Consider the following 23903-nt stretch of genomic DNA (forward strand, 5'->3'; position numbering starts at 1 on the left):
ATTTAGCCAATAACAGTGGGGAGACCCTCTGGCTATTTTTTTATAGGAGCTATTTCTTTAGGTGTGGTGCGGTCCCTTCAGTTTGCCCGGACTTAACTTGTAAATACTTTGTTAACCTCTAGCAATGGCTTGTGTGTCGTTTATTCGTTGTTTATATATCTATTTAATGTCTATTCTGTTTTTAATTAATAAGTTAGTATGACTTTTAACGCATGGTTTGCAATGTTAAAAGTGTGGAGTAAATGATCGTAATCACTATAATTGCCACGGCAGAAATAATGGATAACGTACAGAGTCAGTTCATGTTTGGCTAAATATGCACAGAGGTGTAGTGGCAATGAAGAAATTAGTGATTAGGTTTGAGCTTGCAAGCTGCATTATTGATCCAAGCGATCATAGCTTACGTTTTACGGCAGCTGACGAGCATGCTTCGCCTGATAACAGCGTTACACTGCAACCCAAATTTATTGAAGTGCTCGCGTACCTTGCTAGCCGTTACCCTGAAGTGGTATCTCGTGAAGAGATTATTGAACACGTTTGGGACGGCAATGCGTATGTCGGCAGTAAAGCACTAACCAATGCGATATGGCATTTACGCCAGCAACTCAACCCGATCTCTGACGAGCCTGTTATCGAGACGGTGCGTAAAAGTGGTTATCGTTTATTGGTTGAACCCAAATATAATCCAGCGGATTTGGTTGATGATGTCAATGTATTGCAGCAAGTGCAAAGGCAAGTCGATAAGCTAACTATTGCTCTTAAACGCAGTTGGATAAGTATTTTTGTTCTCTGTGTAATTAGCCTGATGACGCTCGCCTATCACCTTTATCGTGATCGTATTGAAATGATGCAGACGCAGATAACCCGCTTATCTTGGGGCGGAGAAGCTGAACGATTTCCGGCGGTATCGCCAGACGGTAAATGGTTAGTGTTTGGCAGTCGTAGTCATGGTCAGAGCTATAGCTTATACCTGAAAGACCTCAGCGATTTTAACAGTAGCCCGAAACGACTCACTTCCAATGCCAGCCGAGAAGCGCGTGCAGTTTGGAGTCAAGATGGCACCGTGCTGTATTTTCCAAGTGAAGACAAACAAAGTGGCCAATGTATTATTAATCACTTTACTGTCGCGACGGCAAAGACGGTTCCATTGGCCCGCTGCAATAGCTATATGTCAGCACTTGATATATCACCTAACGGAGGCGAACTTGCTTATATCGGCTTCGACTCTGAGTATGACATTGGCGGGCTGTATATATTTAAGCTAGTTGAAGCGGGAGCAAAGCCCGTCAGGCTTTCTTGCTTAGTGGATTGTAACTACAGAGACCGTGATCTGGCTTATAGCCATGATGGAAAATGGTTAGCCATTGCACGGCGTTTTGGCAATATTTCAGAAGATATCTTTATTCGCAACCGTCATACCGGTGAAGAGATGCGGTTAACGGAAGGCTTGGAAGATATTCGAGGAATTACTTGGCATCATGATAACCAGCGTGTGGTGTTTAGTACTGAGACATCCGGTGTACGCAATGGTTTTATTATTGATATTAATAGTAAACAGACACACGCATTAGATATCAAAGGCTTAAGTTATCCTAAGTTTTTAGACGACAGCGATGCGTTAGTCTTTGAACGTCATAACAAAGAATATAAAATTGTTTATTTACCCACTCATTCAACCGTGCCAAGTGCGCCATTTCCTTTGTTGCAGTCCGGCTTTAGCTTTCGTAATCCTGATTATTCAGCCCAAACTAAACGCATTGTTTATGTATCGAATATTACTGGCGCAAATGAGCTTTGGACCGCAGACCATAATGGCGATAACCGCCGCCAGTTAACAACGCTCAATCAGCGAGTGGCTTACCCTCGTTGGTCTCACGATGGTAAGGATATTGCTTTTTTAGCGCCAGATGCTAAAGGCGAGGGCAATGTGATCCATGTGCTCAATTTGGCGAGCCAAAGCTTAAGTATTCTAGCCTCGCCCTATATCGATCATGGCCGCTTAAACTGGAGCTATGATGACGCCTCAATTTTCACTTCGACCAAAGATGGTTTAAGCCAGTTTTATCTCGGTAAGCCCCAAGTGAGACTTATCTCTAGCGTTGCAGTACGTTTGGCTCACGCAACCAGTGATAATCGATTGTTATTTACCAGAGAGGACAGTAATGGTTTGTGGGCGCTATCATTAGCCGCCCCTGATAAGCTTACTATGCTGGTACCGTCACAGGTATTTAAAGAAAATCATAATTGGACCGTGACTGATAACGGCATCTTTTTTAAAGCGAATAGCGTGGGTTATCAACAGATAAATTACTGGGACTTTACCCTAAAGGTGATTGAGCCAATACTGCGCCTGCCCTCATCAAGTTTAAGCTCATTTGGCTCAATGAGCTTTAATGAGCATCAGCAACAATTGTTGATGACGCTCAAATATTCTGATCGCGATGTCATGATGCTGAAGCACAAGCTACTCAACTAATAGAACATTTATATTTAGAGAACTAAAGGGCGTAAAACTTGCCGCCCAGTATTGCTGCTCGACTGGCTCCTGTGACCGCGGGTAAATTGCCGGGTAGCCCCAAATGAAAGCGCATAGCGAGCCACGCAAAGGCAATACCTTCAACCCATTGGGGGTTAATACCAAGCTCTGCGGTGGTGACTATTTTGTAATTAGGCAGTAACTTTTGCAGACGACACATCAGTTCTGTGTTGTAAGCTCCGCCGCCACAAACGTACATCTCAGCTTCAGTTGCCAATGCTAATGCGTCATTGGCAATGCTGTAACAGGTTAAGTCCAGTAGGGTTGACTGAATATCCGCTGCGGATAAATAATTAAACTCGGCCAGTTGTTGCTCTAGCCACGCTTGGTTAAACAGTTCTCGGCCGGTGCTTTTAGGTGCCGCTAAAGAAAAATAAGGGTGCGATAGCAAATGCTGAAGCATTTTCTCATCGGTCGTTCCTGCTTTAGCCCATGCTCCCTCTTTGTCATAGGGTAGATCTTGCTGATGTTGGATCCATGCATCTATTAATGTATTGCCTGGACCCGTATCAAAACCCGTCACCGCGTCGGTGTTACCCGGCAGGTAAGTAATGTTGGCGATGCCACCAATATTGAGAATGATGCGCTTGTGGTTTGGCATTGCGAATACATGCTGATGAAAGGCGGGTACCAATGGAGCGCCTTGGCCACCGAGCGCAATATCTTTACGCCTAAAGTCGGCGATAACATCAATGTCCGTTTCGGCGGCAATGGTATTTGGATCGCCAATTTGTAAGGTGAAGCCCATCTCCAAATTAGGCATATGGCGGACGGTTTGACCATGGCTGCCTATGGCAATAACGGCAAGCTTATCAACCCCTGCTTTCTCAAGTAGGTTATTGACGGCTTTAGCAAATAGCTTACCCACTGCGCGGTCTAGGTGACCTAAACGGTTTATCTCGTCATTTCCAGGCAAACATAACTTCTGTAAGTTGTTTAACAGCGGCGCAGGAATAGCTTCAGAATGATATTCAACCAAAGTAGGTGTGTCAGCGGTAAATTTAACCAGCACGGCATCGACACCATCCATACTGGTGCCTGACATGAGGCCAATGTAATAGCTTTTGTTCATAGTATTGAACTCTTCTGTTGGCGTTGATTAAGCATAAGAAACACTAATGCGATGCTATCTGTACCTGCTTATTATGTTCAAGCTCGGTCATCAACGTTTTACTGACGATGGCAAATTGATTTCTTTCTTTCTTGGCGATAGCTTCTGACTTAGGTAGCTTCACCGTGCGCGGGTTGCGATGTACCCCATTTACAATAAATTCATAATGTAAATGAGCGCCAGTGACACGGCCTGTTGAGCCCAGTGTACCGATAATTTGCCCTTGCTTAACCGAAGCGCCAGTTTTTACTTTACGCTTCTTAAGGTGCAAGTACTTAGTGGTGTACGTATCGTTGTGCTTAATAAAAACGTAATTACCATTATATTGATTATAGCTCGACTTTATCACTCGGCCTTTACCTGCGGCCTTAATCGGTGTTCCCACCGCAGCAACATAATCGACACCTCGGTGCGCTTTCACTCGACCAGTGACGGGGTGTAAACGGCGCGGATTAAAGCTTGAACTGACATATTTAAAGTCAACAGGGGATCGCAAGAACGCTTTACGCATACTGCGGCCTTCTGCAGAATAGTAGCTACCGTCTTTATACCTAACTGCGGTATAGCGGTCACCTTGATTGGTAAATTCAGCGGCGAGAATATTGCCGTTGCGTAAGAACTCCCCATCGGCGTACTCCTCTTCAAAAAGAATCGCGAAGTGATCATTTTTTCTTAGATCTAATGCAAAATCGATATCCCAACCAAAGATGGTTGCCAGCTGCATGATTTGGTTGGGGGTTAAGCCTGCCACAACACCCGCATTCCAGAAATTACTCTCGATAGTGGCGTTGGCAAATTTATTGCGGGTTTCAACCGTCTTTGTGGTGATGCTTTCTTTATAATCGTTACCGACACGGTTAACGACTAACGTTGATATTTTATCGATATGATAGCGAAGTTGTACCAGCTTGCCGTCATCATTCTTAGCGATGACTAGCTCGTCGCCTGGCATGATCTTAAGCAGGTTCTTCTTTGCTTTTGGCAGTTGGGTGACATCATAAACATCTTTTGCCGTCAGGCCAGCGCGGCTAAATAGCGCTGCTAGTGTGTCACCACTTTTAACTTGGAAGTATTTCTCGTTGAGTAATGGCGCAACGTCGACCTGCTCTGCGATGGATTTAGCGGTTTCAGCTTGTCTGTGTATCGATGGCTGCACTAATGGCTGTTTTCGAGTCTCGGCATGTTTTAAACTATTTTCTAAGTTATGTGCTTCAGATCCAGCAGGCGGCGTGGGGGCACGAAAAGCCAGCGGCACTTCATAGCGAGTATTTACGCCGTATTCACCGTTTGATGAGACTGTTTGCTTAGATGCTTGAACATCTTCAGATGGCATTAAGACAATAATTACTGTGACAAAAACTAAGATACATAAGAGTACTTGATGTAATTTTGGCAGTAATTTAAATAAAGTTATGACCTTTCCCATTGACCCTGGTACCAAATTCGCGCTTTCTTAGTGATCCCCTTAGTGTACACACTTTCATTTGTGCTGGCTAACAAGTAACATTAGTCCCCAGATTTTATGATTAGGCTCCCAGGAGTAACCGCCGACATGGCTGATTTAGAGCAAGCATTAGCAGAAATTAAACGTGGTACCGACGAAATTTTACTTGAAGCGGATCTGCTGGAGAAGTTAAAGGAAGGTCGTCCGCTGAGAATCAAATTAGGCGCCGATCCAACCGCACCCGATATTCACCTAGGTCATACGGTGATTTTGAACAAAATGCGTACCTTCCAAGAACTCGGTCATGAAGTGATTTTCTTGATTGGTGACTTCACCGGTATGGTTGGCGACCCCAGTGGCAAAAACAGTACTCGTCCTCCGTTAACACGTGAGCAAGTAATGGCTAATGCGGAAACTTATAAGCAACAGGTTTATAAGATTTTAGACCCAGCCAAAACCCGTATTGAGTTTAACTCTAGCTGGTTAGAGCCATTAGGCGCTGCAGGTATGATCCGTCTAGCGTCGCAACAAACTGTTGCCCGTATGATGGAACGTGATGACTTTAAAAAGCGTTACGGTTCTGGTCAGTCAATCGCTATCCATGAGTTCATGTACCCACTACTGCAGGGTTACGATTCAGTTGCACTTGAGGCTGATGTTGAATTGGGCGGAACAGATCAAAAGTTCAACTTATTGATGGGACGTGAGCTGCAAAAGTCAGCGGGACAAAAACCACAGACCGTTATCATGATGCCACTGCTTGAAGGGTTAGATGGCGTTAAGAAGATGTCTAAGTCGGCGCATAACTACATTGGTGTTAGTGAGCCTGCTGGAGAGATGTTCGGTAAAATCATGTCTATCTCTGATGAGTTGATGTGGCGTTATTTTGAACTGCTGTCGTTCCGTCCGTTAACAGAAGTTGAGCAGTTTAAGACTGACGTTGAAGCCGGCGCTAACCCGCGTGATATTAAGATTGCTTTGGCGAAAGAGATCATTGCCCGCTTCCATGACGAAGCCGCTGCTGATGCTGCGCACCAAGAGTTTATCAATCGCTTCCAAAAAGGCGCGATTCCTGAAGATATTGAAGAGTTAGAGATTGCTGCTGGTGAAGGGATAGCGATTGCTAACTTACTCAAAGAAGCGGGTCTTGTTAATTCAACGTCTGATGCGATGCGCATGATAAAGCAAGGCGCAGCAAAAATAGACGGCGACAAGATTGAAGATACTCGTATGCAGCTAACGGCTGGCACGACAGGGGTATTCCAAGTGGGTAAGCGTAAGTTCGCTAAAATCACCTTGGTATAAAGCACTTTGTTTTAAAAAGCGGAGCTTTATTGTGCTTGGCGAATTCATTTGCTGAGCGCGTTATACCTGTTGCTATACCGATACTAAACTAACTGCTTAGTATTTTAACAGCGGTCTGTGCCAAAGTGCAGGCCGTTTTTACACTGCCAAGTGAGCTTGGCATCATCTAATACCCACAAGCCTTTCTGTTTTTCCATTGACAAAATCAACAGCATTTTTGGATGCTTATCATTTTGTTGACTGACGTTATAGGTGACCACCTTTCCCTGAAAATTCTTAACTCTGGCTAACGAAAAGTTATCTCCGGAGTATTGTGCTGAAATAGACTCAGGCGCCTGAGCCCAATGCTCAGAATCTATTTGGGCTTGGTTAAGCTGTTGGTTAAAGTGCTTAACAGGCTGCACAGCATAAGATACGACGATGGGTTGCTCATAGGCAGAAGCTGCGCCACAAAAGAGGACTGATAAAGCAAAAATAGTACGACGGATATTCATAACGACCTAACAGCAAAAATGTCTCTATTGTTTTGACAGGCTAAATCGAAAAAGTTTCCTTAAAAAACACTAAAATGCGATCTAACGCCCAATCAGTTTTAGCGGATATGCCGTTAAGCCCTGTGTGCGGCGAGCTCGAACTCAGGTTCGTTAATGTTTATTGTGTTGATAATTGATCTGACATGGTTTGATAATCCATTAGATCTTGATGCTCTTTAATTCGGTTGTTGGTCATGTCGAGACTTAAGGTGGTTACGCCTGGAATGGCGATATCAATAATGCGTCCTGGCTTACCAAACTGCTCACCAGGCCCTTTGTAATGATAGTTCCCTATCATCACCACCAGAGAGCCAGAATTAAACATATGCTCAACATTGAAACTGTATTCAAGTACGCCGAGATGGGCGCGTTTTAAGAACTGTAATATATGGCGTTTACCAGTATATTTAAGTTTCGCGGTTCTGTCATTAAAGACGCTATCACGACTATAAAACGAGGTCAGTTTGGCATAGTCTTGTCTGGTAAAGGCTTGGATATACTTGACTGCTAACTGTTGCTCTTTAGGCATGTCGCCGTTGTTAGCCAAGCAAGGTAGGCTGAAAAAAACCAGTATCAAACTGAATAAGCGTAATTTCATTATGGTTGCGTCTTTAAGTCAAATGCAGGTAAGGACAGATGCCATCGTATTGCGGCTAATCTAATGATCAAGGCGGTCGTCATCGCAAATAGCAGCGCAAACATATCGTGCGCTCCCCAATGTAGACTAACGGTATAACAGATACCACCGATGATTGATGCGGTCGCATAAATCTCGGTACGCAATACCATAGGGACTTGTTGGCAAAGAAGGTCGCGAATAATCCCGCCACCGACACCAGTTATTAGCCCCATGACCACCGCTATCATGCCACCGAGTTCTAGGCTTAAGGCTTTCTCTGCACCAATAATGGTAAAGAGTACCAGCCCGAACGCATCCGCTACCGGGAAAATATACCGTGGGACTCTTTTAGGTTTACGGACAAAAATAAAGGTGAGAAGCACAGTCGCTAATATGACAATAATGTAGTTGGGATCTTGGATCCAAAAAGCAGGCGTAGTGCCTAATATGGCATCGCGGATACTCCCGCCACCAATCGCGGTAACGGATGCGAGCACAATAACGCCAAACGGATCCATCTTATGCCGGCCTGCAGCTAATGCGCCGGATAGCGCAAAAACCGAGGTACCACATAAATCAAAGAAATAGATCCAATCAATCATCTGTCCAGCTCTTTTAGATGGATGTTTAATGCATCAACAGAGATACGGATCTCGATGACGGAAAGCAGTAGTGAATAAAGCAGCAATAACAAGCTGCAGCCAAAAATGAGAGAACCAATTTTGTTAAAACCAATATAGATAAAAATCATGCACAATACACACAGTGCAAAACTCAACACTCCGGATTCCTGCATTCTCTTAATGAGGGTTATTCGCCGACGTAAGTTTTTTAGCTGGCTATCGTGAATCGGTTGGCCATTGGAACTCAAGTTACGAATAAGTGCAGCTAATGCAAAAAAACGGTTGGTATAGGCGAGTAACAGCAACGAAATTGCTGGGAATAGCAATGCTGGCGTGGTGAGTGAAACATGAATGTTATCTAACAAACTGATAAGCCTTTAATGAAGATATTGACCAGAACAATAATAATACCTAGGTCAATAATTTATACAAGATGATGATATTATTCTGGATGAATTAGCGTCTATTTAAGTCATTATAACTCACCAAGATAACAGCAGTGCTTAACCTTGCCATATTCTCAGTGTCCCCCAGATAACGGGTAGCAAAATAATCGACACCGTCCATAAACCAAATGCAATAGAATTCAGTTTGAGGGCGCGTTGAATATCTCCGTCTGTTGGCAATGGCCCATATTTCAATTTTGGCATGCTGACCTTAGTTTCTGCATTTTTCCCCGCAGGGAATTTAGCCGGGCCTCCTAACTCAATATTTAACGCACTGGCGATAACAGCATGAGTTTGATACTCAATAATTGGAGTTGCATTAATGCTAGGGTTGAACAGCGTCGCTAAGCTTCTTGGCCCCCCTTGAATAGCAAGGGTAAAGCTCCACAGCTTGGCGGGGATAAAGTGAATGACAGCACTGAGCGCATACACTGGCGTGCCAAAGTAGCGATATTGCGGATTATAAACCGGCCATGCATTATCTAACTGCTTTACCATTCTCGCCATGAGCAACAGTGGTACACCGCCAACACAGTAAAACAGCACTGTGGCTGCAACCCCATAAGTGGGGGTGGTTGCAAGACGTTCTATGGTGACTTTACTTAGCCCCACGCTTGATAGAGATTGGGTGCTGCGATTGAGCCAAGGCAATAGTAATGTGCGCGCTCGGGCTTTATTGTCACGCCGAATCGACATGGAAACTTCATTGGCAATGTATCTGAAGTGATCATCTTGCAAGCAAACATAAATAATCAGTGCTTCAACAAACCATGGGAATTCGGCCAGTTCAGCAAAAAAGCTAATGATGAACCAAAAAGGTAGGATCAACAGCAGTGTTGCTAGCATGCCAGCAATAAACTGCTGTGATGCGGCTCGGTGAGTATGGTTTACTTTAAGGCTTAAGCTTTTGGCGAGATTGGTTAACCATTCTAGTGGCTGTAGCTGTCGCGGTAAGGGTGCCATTCTTGCGATAAGAATCGACATTAACAGCACTATAGCACCGATATAAAGTTGACCATCTTGCGAGAAGAATTTTGTAAACTCCGGAACCATAGTGTCTGTTATATCCTTAAAAAGATTGGCTCACTCGTTAGCAATTTAATTGCTTGAGCAGTGCGATGACCATTAATGCTGAATGATGGCCCGCTTTAACAATATACTCGTCAAAATCAACGGGTGAATCATTATTAGCGTTATCTGATAGCGAACGGATAACCACAAATGGCACGTCAAATTGGTGACACACTTGTGCAATTGCGGCACCTTCCATTTCACATGCTGCCATTGTTGGGAAGTTTTCCAACATGGTTTTTGTGCGGACGGGATCGCAAATAAAGCTATCACCTGTACAGATAAGGCCTTCAATGGCTTTTACTTCGCCAAGGCTTGCAACTGCTTTTTGGGCTGCAGCGACTAGCGCGGCATCAGGAATAAACGCTGCTGGTTGCTGCGCCATTTGGCCAATTTCATAACCAAAAGCGGTAACATCAACATCGTGATGACGTACTTCTGATGAAATTACGATATCACCAATGGCTAAGTCGTTAGCGAAACCGCCCGCTGAACCAGTGTTAATTATCGCGTCAGGTGCATACTTTTCGATAAGCAATGTCGTGGCAATACTTGCTGTCACTTTACCAATACCAGAACGAGTAACAATCACCTCTTTGCCTGCTAACTGACCCGCGATAAACTCGATACCCGCAATAGTGGTCGAAGTCGAGTTTTGCATCGATTCAATGAGATGCGCAACTTCTGGCTCCATAGCGCCAATAATACCGATTTTCATGAAATGACCTTTTAACTACCTGAATGAATATGGGCGCTAATATACCATGGTGATAGGCTTTAGTGAAAAAGCCTTATGGGTAAGGTGGGAGGTTGTGCAAAGTATCGCTTTGCATATGTGCTGAACTCAGGTCAATGGAACAACTCGAGATATAAGTACCTATGAGTTCTCATTAGGATTAAAGCTGCGGCCTTGCGGCCGAGATATTAAGTGCCACTTCGGCGATACTCGTCAGCGTATTATAGATTATTCAATTTACAACAAAGGCTTAATGGTGATATTTTCGCGGTATTAATAATGGAATGGAGCCAAAAATAATAACAGGCTTTTGTAGATAGGCAGTATGTGCCATATGCATGTGGCGAAAATTTCAAATTATAGGGAAATAAAATGGAAGTAAATGTATTTAGCCGGACAGAAACCAATGACAAGATAATAAGTGCTTCTGTTTACAATTTGGTTATCGGCTTAACGCTAATCTGGGGCTTTGCCATAAACTGGTTAATGGTTCTAAATATTCCCGTTGAATCAATTAGCAGTATCAATCCCATTGTCTTCTTTGTCGGATATTTTGCTTCATGTTTTCTGGGTATTTATCTTTTTAGTAAATCTGACAGTCCGATCGTGAGTTTCATTGGCTATAACTTTGTCGTTGTTCCTTTCGGACTCATTATTAATCTAGTGGTCAGCCAGTATGATCCAGATATTGTACTAGAAGCGATTAGGGTTACTGGCATGGTCACTTTTGTGATGATGCTTTTAGGTTCAATGTATCCTGCGTTTTTTAATAAGATAGCGGGTGGCCTTACAATAGCCTTGCTGTGTGTGATCGTCGTTGAGCTCATTGAAATATTCATATTCAATACGCATCACGGGATTTTAGATTGGATCGTTGCGATTATTTTTTGTGGTTATATTGGTTATGACTGGGCAAGAGCCAATGCGATTCCTAAAACATATGACAATGCGGTGGATAGTGCTGCAGCCTTGTATATGGATATTATTAATCTATTTTTACGCATCCTTAGAATACTTGGTAGAAAATAGCCAATAATAAGAGCAGGTTACTGATGACTAATATGCAGATCCGAGTTGGCCAGTTAGAGAGCGAACAAGTGCTGGTGCTGTTACAACAGCATCATCAAGATATGTTGTCGCACTCTCCTGCGGAGAGTGTGCATGCGCTGGATATTAGCGGCCTAGAAGCTGATAACGTCACTTTTTTTGGACTGTGGCAGGGTGAGTTGCTAGCTGGTATTGGGGCACTAAAAGAGCTTGATATGCAACATGGCGAGATCAAATCGATGCGCACCTCAGCTGACTTCTTAAGACAAGGCGTGGCGCATAAAATTTTGGCACATATTATTACCGAGGCTAGGCTACGTGGTTATCAACGCTTAAGCCTTGAAACCGGCTCAATGGCCGCCTTTGAGCCTGCTAAAAGGTTATATCAACAGTTTGGCTTTGAGCAATGTAAGCCGTTTAGTGATTACCAAGAGGATCCTTATAGCGACTTCATGTCTAAATCAATGATGAAGCCACTTGAACTATAATGTTCATGTTATAGAGCATCAGAGTAAGGGAATAAGTCACTCACTCTGAAGCTTTCAATATGCTCAATACCACATCATTCTTATCTGCTCACTCTTCATTTTTCTCTGAACTCATTCTTAACGCACTCTAACCTCATTCCTAAACAACTCCCAGTCGGTCTCGACTTGCCCTGGTTTAAATTTCTGGTTTTAGGTTCAGGAATAAGCAGTTCTGCCCAATAAACTGTTTATTACCATTTCCTCCAGAGAATTAAATTGCGCACATGCTAAACAAGTAAATTATGTAAGCGGCATTTGAGATCCCTGTTTAACCATGCTGAATTTAAATGATAATTAATATCATTAGTATGGGGTTTGTGGTGAGATGGAAAATTGGCAAGATGTTATGCCGTCGGGAAATCAACACTAAAAAGAGTCTGCTTGGATAGATGCTCAATATTGCTATCAACTCGCGGTCTCGATGATTGAGACGCAATGCTCGACAGAGGAGGGGGATCGCCAACTGCTATTCGCCTGGATTGCGGGTATGCATAACTTAGCCCATCTACACGAGCGTCAACAACAAAGTGAGATGGCATTGCACTTCTTAAAGAATGCCCACGAAAAAGTACGGCAGATGTCGTCTAACGACGCGTTATCTGATTTTTGGTTTAAAGGTGAGAATAACAACAGTGTCGGTATCGATGATATCGGCCCTGTTAAAGCGTCACAGCTTAAGAGTAAGGTGGTTTTAGTGTTGGGTTAATCTCGAGATCCCAAGAATAACCCGTTGTAGCAATTAACTCTTTGACACTTCATCCGCTTGAATTTGCCCTACCAATAGTACCGGCGCTGCATCGAGTTCATCAGCATTCATCATCGAGGCAATACGTTCTACTGACGATAGCAGTTGGCTTTGTTCCCACTGTTCAAGGTTTTGATAGCGAGTAATAAAGTGTTCTTGCAGTGGCTTTGGCGAGCGACTTAATAGTGTTTTTCCGGACTCACTTAATGATAAGTGAACTTTACGCTTATCGGTTTCACTGCGGGTTCTAATGACCAACTCACGGCTTTCTAATCTATCGACTATAGTGGTCACCGTGGCAGGGCTTAGAGACACTTCTTTTGCTATCTCTTTTGCTAGTGGTGCCTCAAGTTGTTCAATATTTTGCATCACCATTAACTGCGGCCCGGTAAGACCTGACTGCTTATTTAATTGGCGTGAATGTATATCAATCGCACGGATCACTTGGCGCAGTGAAATCAATAACTGTTCATATTTTTCCATAATCTTCCCTACTGATATCCAACTGCATAGCCAATATAGCTAAAATTTATAAAAATGCGGAATAACGACGGAGCGTTATACCGCATTTTTATTCTATGGTGCAAGGTTATATCGAGTCAGAGACTAAAATGCGAACGTTCTTGCGACAGATAGCACAGCACGTGTATCGGCGGTATCGATGTTCATGCTGGTGTCTTCTACGGCTAGGTTAAAGTCGAAACCTTTCCAGCTCGTCATGTATTCAGCACGGTAGTGGTTATAAGCCTCATCACCATCCCATGCCCACTTGTTTTCATCCGTAGAAGTCGTGCGATCGAAGCTAACACGAATGTCATGACCTTCCGCTACAGTAAATGTGTGCGCAGCCATCATTACATAGCTACCGACATCAACACCAAAGTAATCCCATGTATACCAGAAGTTTAATTCTGACTGACCCAATGAAGAGCCGTAACCGAACTTAGTATAAACCTCTGGATACTGGTACTCGTCTGAGAAAGAGTCGCCATGGTAAGTATAGTAAGCAATACCAGCATCAAGAGACACGCTTTCACTTAGCTGATAGAACATGCCGCCGTAAAAATCTAGCTCTAACCATGTGTCATCGCCTGAGCCGTAATCAACGTTTGATGCCCAAGTTCCTACATACCAACCCGCATCAGCAGCGTAATCAAGACTTGCTTGTAAAGCAGGGCCATTATCTGTTTGGCTTACACCGTTAAAGGTGTAATCAGATGTTGCATTAATTGTTGAACTAACGCCTGCAAATGCGGTTGTTGGCAAGGCTAATAGCCCTACTAGTGCAAGATTTTTAATTGTAGTTTTCATCATTTCCCTTTTTTATTTTTAGTTAGCTAATTCAATTTTGCTAAAATCAATTTTGTTTTCTATTGGTGAATGTTCAATCGCGGCAACTTTCTTATATTTAGTTGTCATGATATAGCCGAAGCACGTCAATATCAGACCAATCGCTAAGGCGCCAACCCACTGGATTTCTAAGAAATTCAGTTGGAATAACAAGGTGAGGCTACTCATTAGAGCAACATTACCTATGATGTATTTGGTCTTGCCAAAGCGCTCAACGGTTAGGTTAAGGTTGTCGGTGTAAAGGCGGATCAAGGAGTCGAGTGAGTTCACTACAAAAGTGATGCCCACAAAGACCATGGCGAGGTTATAGAACCCTGTGGTGGCTATCTCATTGGCGCTGTAGTAATACAACACGGTAAACCACACTGCGATTGGCAGTGATGGGAACACCATCATCGCGATCAGGACTTGGTAAGTTCGCATACCGCCAACAAAGCGTGAGGTGAACTGGCCAATCATGATGCTCCAAGCAAACCACCAGAAAAGATAAAATTCATGGTAATCATTCAGTGGCAATACAAAGTGATGAATATTGCCAAAGTAGTCGCCAATTAATGCGAAGGTTGTAACAAACTCACCAATTCCGCTGCCGTCCGACATGAAAGCACCGGCCCACATTAGTGCGATCAAACCTAGAAATAACCAAGTACTGGCTAAGCTAAGAATGCGTACATAACGAATACTGGTGCTTGAGTAAACGGCGACTGCAATAATCACAAATACGATGAGATAGAAGCTACTGACAATGGTTTCGCCATCGCCCATCTCCGGCAGATACCAAGGTAAGTTGGTTAATAACAGGTATGCGGTAAAAGCACAGGTACCAATAATCACAATGTTGTTAATAAACTTGATCACAGGGATCTCAAAGTACTTCACTCTTGGTTCTATCACGCAAAAATAGAAACAAGTTAAAAAGTAAAATGCCCAGATGAGAAATGCCCAGAAGCCAAATTCAATGGCCAATGGATTGGTAAAGCCATATTCTGGACTGGCGCCTAAATCAGCGTAGCCGGCAAATTCGGTCAGTGGGAACATGATCAGTCCCACATCTAAGCCAGAGGTAAACAAAATCGCGATGAAGGTAAAGGTACGCACTGGTGTAACACCAACACATTTCACATTCCCCCAGCGATAAATGACAAAGGCGATGGCGGTAAAAGTAAATAATATCCCGATAGTAAGCCAAGTAGTCATTATTGGGCTCCCAACTTATTGTTAAGATAAAACATAGGTTTAAATCCTTTTCTTATTTTATATTTACCAACTTGCAGCAAATTTAGGCTGCAAAAATCCCTCAAGCCTTAACTGTCGCTTTAACGAAAGTTAAGGTTTGATAAATTAAACGTGGCGATTAAGACCATTTAGCCCTACTTGGCTTAGGCTGGTCAGTTGCCTATACCCAACTATTTGAAGATGCAGCATATCGATTGCCGAGCACCTTCAGGTCGCTGGTGACATCATTTGATTTGCCCATTGCACAAACAGGCAAATCAAACGCGCTATCTTGTTGGTGCCTTATTCCGCTGTTGCTGTTGCCAGTCATTAGCGGTAATAACAGCAGCACGACTTGGTGCAAGTGGTGCTTTACCCAAAATTAGATCGGCTGCGCGTTCCGCTAACATAATGGTGGGTGAGTTTAAGTTGCCGTTTGGAATGGTAGGAAATATTGAAGAATCAACCACTCTAAGGCTTTGTAGTCCGTGCACTCTCGTTTGCGAGTCTACGACTGCCATCGGGTCTTCGCCCATTTTGCATGAACATGATGGATGGTAGGCGCTCTCAACTGAACTTCTTACAAAGCTGTCTATCTGTTCATCTGTTTCTACTGCAGTGCCAGGCTGGATCTCTTCGCCGCGATATTCATCTAACGCAGGTTGATTGATGATCTCGCGAGTGAGGCGTACACAAGCACGGAATCCTTCAATATCATCTTGATGCGATAGATAGTTAAACTGAATGCTCGGCGCGACATGAGCATCGCTTGATACCACTTTAACGCTGCCGCGACTCTTAGGTTTGTTATGGCCAATATGCACTTGGAAACCATGACCAGCAAAGGCTTCTTTACCGTCATAACGCATTGCTGCTGGTAAGAAGTGATACTGAAGATCTGGCCATTCAAGTCCCGCTTTAGAGCGAATAAAGCCGCAAGACTCAAAGTGATTGGTTGCGCCAAGGCCTGACTTATTCAATATCCAGCGAGTACCAATAAACAACTTGTTCAGTGGATCAATCTTGCCGTTAAGTGATATTGGCTTTAGGCACTTAAATTGGAAGTAAAACTCAAGATGATCTTGCAAGTTCTCACCTACACCCGGCAGTTCGTGTACTTGCTCGATACCCGCTTTAGCAAGCGTACTCGCGGCGCCAACACCAGACAGTTGCAGAATATGTGGTGAGCCAATCGAACCGGCTGATAACACTACTTCTTTATTGGCTTTAACTTCAAGATGCTTGCCTTTGCGCTCAAAATGCACACCGACCGCTTTTTTAGCTTCACCCGCTTTGGTTTCAAACAACACTTTGTGTACTAGCGCATGAGTGATAACGGTGAGGTTGTTACGCTTCATTGCGGGTCTTAGGTAAGCATTAGATGTTGACCAACGCACACCATTTTTAATGGTCATATGCATCGGGCCAAAGCCCTCTTGCTGCGCGCCGTTGTAGTCTGCGGTGGCTAAATATCCTGCATCGACCCCTGCATCCACAAAAGCTTGATAAAGTGGGTTTTTCATATTGTTGCCGTTATTAACGGCTAATGGGCCATCAACGCCACGGTAATCATCCTCACCAAAAGACCAGCTTTCAGCTTTTTTGAAGTAAGGCAGGCAATGGGCGTAATCCCAATCTTTGGCACCTGTTTGCTGCCATTCATCGAAATCTCGTGCATGACCGCGCACATAAACCATGCCGTTGATTGATGATGAACCGCCCAACACTTTACCGCGTGGGCAATGCATACGGCGATTATCAAGATGTGGCTCAGCTTCCGTTTCAAACTGCCACGCATATTTAGCGGTATTCATCGGGATAGACAGCGCCGTTGGCATCTGGATAAAGATGCTCTTATCGCTGCCGCCGGTTTCAAGCAACAACACCTTGTTACTGGCGTCGGCCGATAAACGGTTGGCCAGCACGCAGCCTGCACTGCCAGCACCAACGATAATATAGTCGTATGTTTCGTTCATAGATTGAGTCATATCAGCGCCTTAAAATGGACTTTCAAGAGGCTGCATACCAACGTATACGGCTTTGATTTGGGTATAAGCTTTCAGTGTTTCACTGCCATTTTCACGGCCAACACCTGACATTTTATAACCGCCCACAGGCATTTCTGCTGGGGATGCACCATAAGCATTGATCCAGCAAATACCGGCCTGCATTTGATGAATGACACGATGAGCGCGGGTAATGTCTTGGGTAAATACGCCAGCGGCTAAGCCTAAGCGAGTGCCATTTGCGCGACGAATCACTTCATCTTCATCGGTAAAAGGCAGCACTGACATCACTGGGCCAAAGATCTCTTCTTTACTTAATGTCATTTCATCGGTGCACTGACCAAAAATAGTCGGAGCAACAAAGTAACCGTTAGGGCTGTTTTCTGGGGTAAGTGCGTGGCCGCCGATGAGTAGCTCAGCACCTTCACTCTTACCTATCTCAATATAGCCAAGCACCTTTTCTTGATGGGCTTTTGAGATCAGCGCGCCAAAGTTGGTCTCAGAATCCATTGGGTCGCCACAAATGATGTTGTCTTTGGTACGTTGCAACAGTTTTTCGATAAAGCGAGGGTAGATCTCTTGCTGCACAAATACTCGAGTGCCATTCGTACAGATTTCACCTTGAGTGTAAAAGTTACCTAGCATGGCAGCAGAAACCGCATTGTCGATGTCTGCGTCATTGAAGATAATCAGCGGTGATTTACCACCGAGCTCCATGGTGACTTGTTTAAGTGAGCTTGCCGCGGCAGCCATTACTTTTTTACCGGTACCGACTTCACCAGTGAATGAGACTTTAGCAATCTGGTCATTATTCGTTAGCCAAGCACCGACACGGCCATCGCCTTGAACGACGTTAAATACGCCATCGGGTAAGCCCGCTTCAGTCAATATTTCGGCAAGTTTTAGTGCGCCACGTGGGGTTTCTTCTGATGGTTTAAAGATCATCACATTACCGCAAGCTAACGCTGGCGCCGCTTTCCAGCAAGCTATCTGTAGTGGGTAGTTCCATGCGCCAATACCGGCGCAAATGCCGAGAGGCTCGCGGCGAGTGTAATAAAAATCATCGCCAACGGTCTGTTGATTGCCTTCGATACTAGGGGCTAGTCCGGCAAAGAACTCAATAGAGTCTGCACCAGTCACAACATCAACCACAGAGGCTTCTTGCCATGGCTTACCTGTATCTTGTACTTCAATAGCAGCAAGCTCGTCATTTCGTTCTCGAAGCAGGGCAACTGCTTTTAACAAAATGCGACTGCGCTCTATCGCGGTCATCTTTGACCAAGTGTTAAAACCGGCTTGTGCGCTTTTAATGACGGCTTGTTGGATCTTCTCATCGGCGACTTCAACTAAGTAGCTCACTTCTCCATTGGCTGGATTAATGACTTCAAAGGTTTCGCCCGTTTCATTGGAGAGCGCCTGCCCGTGGACGTAATTTGGGTAAACAACTAATGACATCGATTTGCTCCGTACTGCATGATAACGGCCTCGATAAAGGCTTTACATAAAATTTGGGCCTGTTCGAACTCTTTCTCTGGTGAGTGACTCATTGCACTACGTAACCAAAAACCATCAATCATTGCTGCGGTTTGTTTGGCTGCAGTGATTGCCTTATCCTTGGGGAGTAGTTTTTTGAAAGAGAACAAAAGGTTGCTGTATAAACGTTGGCTGTTGATATGTTGCAATCTAGCAAGCCCTTGCTCGTGCATGGCTTGTGACCAAAAGCTCAACCAGGTTTTTGTTACCGGTCGTGAGCGTTGTAGTTCGGTAAAGTTGGTTTCTACAATCGCCTGCAGTCTTTCAAGAGGCGACAGTTGATTACCTGCTGTTCGACTCAATAAAGCTTGTTTAAGCTGATCGAGTAGATATTTTTGCGTCGCTTCTATTAAACCTTGTTTACCGCCGAAGTAGTGACTAATAAGCCCTGATGATAATCCTGCCAAACCACTGATGGTATTGATGGTGGTATGGTGCAAACCATGATGCTCAACAGAGACCAATGTGGCGTCTATGAGCTGTTGCTGTCGAACAGTTTTCATTGGTGGGCGCGGCATAAAAAACAAGATCCTGAAGACGATTATTGTGAGTCATTTTGGTAGTTCAATTGTTAATTGAACGTTCAATTAATAACAACTCTAATGGTTAGAGCTGTAACTATCAACCTTTATTAAAGTTTGGGACTTGCATCACAGATTTAATTTGATGATTTATGCTTGGAGGCTGATTGTTGCAAGTGATTGTTTAATAACAAACAAAATGAGAGTCTGATAATTATCCAAAACAGATAAATCAGCAGAAAATAAAGTTTGAGCAAAAATTAGTTTCAACCGTAATCTTTCGCTTTAAATGCTTGTTAGTCATTTATCGCTATTGTAGCTAAGTGGTCATTAACGGGCGCAAACTTACTATTCGACCGCCGTTATTAGCCCGCGATAACACCATTGTGATTTCGGGCATCTGCATTGGCATATTTAGCCCGAGTTACGTGACGGAGTTCACGCTTGCTTTGTCCTAGATTGGGACTTTGCAGGCGATATCCGCCGTAAACGAACTGAGTTGTTCTCTTTTTTGCGGAAGTTAGCGGCTCTATCACACTCAAGGTGGGGTTCTACTCGTATAATTTTTTAGTTCTATTCGTATATTAGTTATATTGAGTAAACTCTGCATATTGGTAGCAGGATGAGTCAACACTAACCGATAGTGGTTAGGTCGATGCTTAAGTAGCACGCTTAAGCTGCTAAACTTTTCATTAATGCATTCTTTATCTTCTTTTAACCCTAAACAGGGAGCTAAAGAATGAAACGTAGCGACTAACAGGATGATAGATTCAATGGTAAAAAAAATAATTCTAGACACAGATCCGGGTATTGATGATGTTATGGCGATCCTGTTCGCTGAGGCGCATCCGGAGATTGAGCTCAAAGCCATCACCACAATATATGGCAATGTGACCATCAAAGGCGCGACGCATAATGCGCTTTATCTAAAGCAGAAATATGGCTTTGCAGCTGATGTGGCCGAAGGTACTGGTAAGCCGTTGGTTAGGCCTCCTGTTGGCCCTACTGTTGCCGTACATGGCGAAAGCGGTTTCGGTGATGTTCAAGTGCCAGCCGAGGTTGAAGGTGAGGCTGACGCTCGACCAGCCTATCAATACATTATCGATGCGGTAACGGCAGAGCCCAATGAGATCACTATTGTAGCAATTGGCCCGTTAACGAATTTGGCCTTAGCGCTGCAAGCTGAGCCTAATATTGTTAATTTGGTCAAAGAAGTGGTCATCATGGGCGGCGCATTCGGCGTTAACGATCACCGTGGCAATGTGACTCCCTTTGCGGAGGCCAATATTCATGACGATCCTCATGCGGCCGATATCGTGTTCGGTGCTTCATGGCCGGTGGTTATTATTGGGCTGGATGTTACCGAGCAAAGCTTCTTCACCGCAGATTATCTCGATAAACTGCGTGATGATGCTGGCGAAGTGGGACAGTTTATCTGGGATGTCAGTCGCTTCTACCTTAAATTTTATAAAGAGAAGGTCGGTTTGGATGCTTGTCATGTCCACGACCCTTCAGCGATTGCCTATGTGATTAAACCTGAGTTGTTTACGCTTAGAGAAGGGCCAGTGCGAGTAATAACCGATGGCCCAGCCGAAGGCATGACGGTACAAAAATTTGATGGTCGAATATACCTGCATGACGAATGGGAAAAGCAACCGTCTCAGCGTGTGGGTGTTGCGGTTAACGATGTCGAACTGCTTGAAATTTATCGCCAGAGTATTATCGATTACGGCCACAAAAAAGGCGTAATGGGTTCAATCTAAGGCGCCTGAATATAGGCGGTTGAATTGAAATGGCTTTTATTAAGAGGACTTTTATTTAAGCCTCTAATAAAGCCAAAGAACAAAAAAGCGTAGTGCTAAATACTACGCTTTTTTCTTGCAAGCCGTTTACTGTTTGCTAACGGTCGCTATAGCCGCGCAGCCACTAAGCTAGCATCTGGCATATTGGCAGCACCTTCACGCTCAACAGCCAAGGATGCGTACGCGTTGGCGTATTTTGCGGCATTGAACAGAGTTTCGCCTTTTACAATTTGAGCAACGAGAGCGCCGTTAAAGGCATCTCCAGCACCTGTGGTATCAGTTACAACACATTTAATGGCTGCCACCTCTTTGAACCGCTCGTTTTCATACACAAGAACACCTTGAGAGCCACGGGTGATCACCACAGTATTAACCCCCATCTGATTAATTTTTTCTGCCGCCAGTTTCGCACTGCTGAGATCGGTAACCTCGATCCCCGTCATTAAAGAGGCTTCGGTCTCATTGGGGGTAATCACATCGACATACTTTAATAATGAAGGCGTGTCCTCATGGTAAGGCGCCGGGTTGAGTACCACTCTAACGCCATGGGTATGCGCTATCTGCATCGATTGTCTGATGGCGTCGATATTATTTTCGAGTTGAGTCAAAAACAGATTAGCGCTAACGATATGTTGTTCAGCCTGTAAGATCTCTGCTGGTGTTATTTCGGTGTTAGCACCTGAATGCACCGCAATCATATTTTCGCCGCTTGTTTCACAGACATAAATAAGCGCATTGCCTGTTGGGGATTTTTCAGATTCGACAATGATTGTCTTATCTATTCCTGTTGCGGCGAGATGCTCTTTGGCAAAGTGGCTGAATTGATCTTTGCCTATTTTGGTCATGAAGGTGACATTGGCTCCAGCTTTAGCCGCAGCATAGGCTTGATTGGCTCCCTTGCCGCCAGCGCCAATATTGTTGCTTAGCGCATGCAGGGTTTCACCCGGTTGTGGAAAACGCTCCAACGTGGCGACGATGTCGACATTAAAGGAACCGAGTATAAAAATATTATTTTTCATGTTGTTGACCCTATTTTCCATGAGGTTCTGAGTCATAAGACCTGATAACGTTTTGCTGGCAGTTAACTGAGACAGTAATCTATCCAGACAATATTTATCGGCATCGAAATTAGCAGAAATTTGAACACCACCATGCGTCCTTATCACTTGCTGTTCATTTTCGAGCTGCACCAGATCACAACGAATGGTCTTTGGCGTCACCTGAAGTAACTTGGCGAGTTGTGCATTTGATAAGGTTTTATGTTCACTGAGCAGTTTTAAGATAACAGTCAGTCTTTCATTTCGGCTTAGTTTGTTCATAGGGTCGAATATACGCGCAGAGTATTGTTGAGGTTGTGATTAAGATAAAAGCTTAGCATGGTAAACGCACCAATTGGTTTGTTTTTTTAGGGAGGACCCTGAATACCCCTTTGGATAGTCTGCACATGCGCCGACCGCAGGTCATTGGAACCACTATCGCCAGAAGTTAAATCTTTTGTGCCCCAAAACGTTTTTGTTATCTATTAGTTTTATCAAGCTACGCTTGACCAAAGTCGTGGCGCTTCGCCCACACCGGAGTCAAGGGGGAAAGCGCTTGTCCCCCTTAACAAACCCGCAGCGCCCCGACGAAGTTACATGCGTTGAGTACAGACCTCATACTTATTCGAAATAGCCTAACGCTTCCGATGGGACATCCTGTCCCGCGAAAGCTATGCCCACATCCGTGTGGGCATTACGGCTCTTTCTTCAACGTACTTCGGCAACTTCGATGGGGAATGAGTGTTTTCTGTTAGTTTTGTGCCACGTTGGTTTTTACGTTTTTAAATTAAGAACTCAAATGCTGAGAGTTTACGCTTTTATAACCCAGTGTAGATGCGGCTGAGGCCTTCGGTTTCAGGGATGAAACCGCAGAGCGGCGATGGATGGCGAAAAGCGTGCCTCAGTAGCGTCTGCACATGCGGTCGTTCATTCACATCCATGTGATCACGACATTGGCACATCCTTGTGCAGCACCACCGCAGGTCATTGGAACCGCCTTTGTCTGAAGGTAACTCACTTCTGCCCCGAAACTAGTTAGAAAAGAGCTCAAATGGCATAGACGCAAGCCGCATTGGATTAAGTAAGAAAGGGTGGTTGGATATACAGTATTATTGGTTTATTTGTGGAAACAGAGCACTTTCTTAGATTCAATTCACGCTTTACTATTGTGCAGTGTTAGTAACTTGTATAAATTCAGTAAGATGTAAGTATGCGTTCATGAAAAGTTCAGATAACCAGAAAGCAAAGTGTGCGACTCACTTTTATCCCTAGATGTATTGGATATAATTTTAAGCGTAAATGTTTAATTATCTGTTATTAATTAACTTTCTAGCTTTTTTACTGTGCCCGCTTTCTCAACATGGCTTGGCAAAACGCGCAAGCCGTATATTAAAATGTTAGGTATTCAGGGAAAGTTATGAGTGTAGTTGAAGCATTATTGGAATCATCAGAGCAGGATACAAACTTATTAATTAGTAACGATAATAAAGGCGATAACTTTGATGTCCCAAGAGACATAGATTTTTTGTTTAAAACTAATGATGCTCAAAAAGCTGAAACAGTTTGCGGTTTCATTAACGATAACAATTATGCCAATGCACGTGTGGAACATGTAGGTAATGATTATCAAATATTAGCCGTTTTAGCTATGCAATCTAATCAACATATAATTTGTTCTGTATCGGGTTTAATGACC

General features: G+C 43.9%; 22 protein-coding genes. 7 read left to right on the forward strand and 15 right to left on the reverse strand.

The features are described 5' to 3' along the window. Window positions 1–337 precede the first annotated feature (337 nt). Window positions 338–2476, forward strand: coding sequence for a winged helix-turn-helix domain-containing protein (locus tag CXF82_RS13715; RefSeq protein ID WP_180961211.1), 2139 nt, complete (start codon window positions 338–340; stop codon window positions 2474–2476). A gap of 22 nt (window positions 2477–2498) precedes the next feature. Here the strand turns inward: CXF82_RS13715 and CXF82_RS13720 are convergent, their stop codons facing one another. Beyond that, window positions 2499–3608 (reverse strand): anhydro-N-acetylmuramic acid kinase, encoded by a 1110-nt coding sequence (locus CXF82_RS13720; RefSeq protein WP_101090524.1) that lies wholly within the window; start codon window positions 3606–3608, stop codon window positions 2499–2501. Window positions 3609–3651: 43 nt separating this feature from the next. After that, window positions 3652–5073 (reverse strand): peptidoglycan DD-metalloendopeptidase family protein, encoded by a 1422-nt coding sequence (locus CXF82_RS13725; protein ID WP_101090523.1) that lies wholly within the window; start codon window positions 5071–5073, stop codon window positions 3652–3654. Window positions 5074–5199: 126 nt separating this feature from the next. On the opposite strand from CXF82_RS13725, the gene tyrS reads away from it, so the two are divergent. Next, the gene (tyrS, locus tag CXF82_RS13730) at window positions 5200–6396 is read left to right on the forward strand and encodes a tyrosine--tRNA ligase (protein ID WP_101090522.1); all 1197 of its coding nucleotides are present in this window, start codon (window positions 5200–5202) and stop codon (window positions 6394–6396) included. 104 nt (window positions 6397–6500) lie between these two features. On the opposite strand, the gene CXF82_RS13735 is transcribed toward tyrS, so the two are convergent. The 6 genes from CXF82_RS13735 to CXF82_RS13760 all read right to left on the reverse strand — a co-directional run bounded on the left by CXF82_RS13735 (window position 6501) and on the right by CXF82_RS13760 (window position 10406). Continuing rightward, complete coding sequence (locus CXF82_RS13735; protein WP_101090521.1) at window positions 6501–6890, reverse strand: hypothetical protein; 390 nt, start codon at window positions 6888–6890, stop codon at window positions 6501–6503. A 157-nt stretch (window positions 6891–7047) separates the two neighbouring features. Further along, entirely contained in the window at window positions 7048–7527 is a 480-nt protein-coding gene (locus tag CXF82_RS13740; protein WP_101090520.1) for a nuclear transport factor 2 family protein, read from the reverse strand. Then, window positions 7527–8150 (reverse strand): trimeric intracellular cation channel family protein, encoded by a 624-nt coding sequence (locus tag CXF82_RS13745; RefSeq protein WP_101090519.1) that lies wholly within the window; start codon window positions 8148–8150, stop codon window positions 7527–7529. The genes CXF82_RS13740 and CXF82_RS13745 overlap by 1 nt, the downstream gene beginning before the upstream one ends. Beyond that, window positions 8147–8524 carry a DUF2721 domain-containing protein gene (locus tag CXF82_RS13750; RefSeq protein WP_101090548.1) on the reverse strand — a complete coding sequence of 126 codons (378 nt, stop codon included), beginning with the start codon at window positions 8522–8524 and terminating at the stop codon, window positions 8147–8149. Before CXF82_RS13750 ends, CXF82_RS13745 begins: the two co-directional genes overlap by 4 nt. Before the next feature lie 150 nt (window positions 8525–8674). Next, window positions 8675–9670: a cobalamin biosynthesis protein CobD/CbiB gene (locus CXF82_RS13755; protein WP_102038184.1), complete on the reverse strand. Its 996-nt coding sequence runs from the start codon at window positions 9668–9670 to the stop codon at window positions 8675–8677. A 37-nt stretch (window positions 9671–9707) separates the two neighbouring features. Beyond that, entirely contained in the window at window positions 9708–10406 is a 699-nt protein-coding gene (locus CXF82_RS13760; protein WP_102044356.1) for a 5'-methylthioadenosine/adenosylhomocysteine nucleosidase, read from the reverse strand. A 390-nt stretch (window positions 10407–10796) separates the two neighbouring features. On the opposite strand from CXF82_RS13760, the gene CXF82_RS13765 reads away from it, so the two are divergent. From CXF82_RS13765 to CXF82_RS13775, 3 genes are all read left to right on the forward strand, one after another. After that, complete coding sequence (locus CXF82_RS13765) at window positions 10797–11453, forward strand: Bax inhibitor-1 family protein (RefSeq protein WP_101090516.1); 657 nt, start codon at window positions 10797–10799, stop codon at window positions 11451–11453. 32 nt (window positions 11454–11485) lie between these two features. Beyond that, entirely contained in the window at window positions 11486–11959 is a 474-nt protein-coding gene (locus tag CXF82_RS13770; protein ID WP_101090547.1) for a GNAT family N-acetyltransferase, read from the forward strand. Between the two features lie 460 nt (window positions 11960–12419). Next, window positions 12420–12704, forward strand: a complete 285-nt coding sequence (locus CXF82_RS13775) for a hypothetical protein (protein ID WP_102044357.1) — start codon at window positions 12420–12422, stop codon at window positions 12702–12704. 33 nt (window positions 12705–12737) lie between these two features. Here the strand turns inward: CXF82_RS13775 and CXF82_RS13780 are convergent, their stop codons facing one another. From CXF82_RS13780 to betI, 6 genes are all read right to left on the reverse strand, one after another. Then, entirely contained in the window at window positions 12738–13226 is a 489-nt protein-coding gene (locus CXF82_RS13780) for a MarR family winged helix-turn-helix transcriptional regulator (RefSeq protein ID WP_102038187.1), read from the reverse strand. Window positions 13227–13349: 123 nt separating this feature from the next. After that, window positions 13350–14054, reverse strand: a complete 705-nt coding sequence (locus tag CXF82_RS13785; protein ID WP_101090513.1) for a TorF family putative porin — start codon at window positions 14052–14054, stop codon at window positions 13350–13352. An 18-nt stretch (window positions 14055–14072) separates the two neighbouring features. Further along, window positions 14073–15290, reverse strand: coding sequence for a choline transporter (locus CXF82_RS13790; protein WP_101090512.1), 1218 nt, complete (start codon window positions 15288–15290; stop codon window positions 14073–14075). Between the two features lie 305 nt (window positions 15291–15595). Further along, complete coding sequence (gene betA / locus CXF82_RS13795) at window positions 15596–17296, reverse strand: choline dehydrogenase (protein WP_101090511.1); 1701 nt, start codon at window positions 17294–17296, stop codon at window positions 15596–15598. A gap of 9 nt (window positions 17297–17305) precedes the next feature. Continuing rightward, on the reverse strand, window positions 17306–18769 hold the full coding sequence (betB, locus tag CXF82_RS13800) for a betaine-aldehyde dehydrogenase (protein ID WP_102044358.1): 1464 nt from the start codon (window positions 18767–18769) through the stop codon (window positions 17306–17308). Continuing rightward, a complete protein-coding gene (betI, locus tag CXF82_RS13805) occupies window positions 18760–19365 on the reverse strand; it encodes a transcriptional regulator BetI (protein WP_101090509.1) in 606 nt (201 codons plus the stop codon). The genes betB and betI overlap by 10 nt, the downstream gene beginning before the upstream one ends. A 776-nt stretch (window positions 19366–20141) precedes the next feature. Here betI and CXF82_RS13810 point away from each other — a divergent pair. Continuing rightward, complete coding sequence (locus CXF82_RS13810; protein WP_102044364.1) at window positions 20142–21131, forward strand: nucleoside hydrolase; 990 nt, start codon at window positions 20142–20144, stop codon at window positions 21129–21131. Window positions 21132–21277: 146 nt separating this feature from the next. On the opposite strand, the gene rbsK is transcribed toward CXF82_RS13810, so the two are convergent. Next, window positions 21278–22489: a ribokinase gene (rbsK, locus tag CXF82_RS13815; RefSeq protein WP_102044359.1), complete on the reverse strand. Its 1212-nt coding sequence runs from the start codon at window positions 22487–22489 to the stop codon at window positions 21278–21280. A 1135-nt stretch (window positions 22490–23624) separates the two neighbouring features. On the opposite strand from rbsK, the gene CXF82_RS13820 reads away from it, so the two are divergent. Next, window positions 23625–23903, forward strand: a 279-nt coding sequence (locus CXF82_RS13820) for a hypothetical protein (RefSeq protein WP_102044360.1), incomplete at its 3' end; no start/stop codon positions are given.

The sequence above is a fragment of the Shewanella sp. GutDb-MelDb genome (assembly GCF_002836075.1).
In the GTDB taxonomy this organism is placed as follows: Bacteria; Pseudomonadota; Gammaproteobacteria; order Enterobacterales; family Shewanellaceae; genus Shewanella.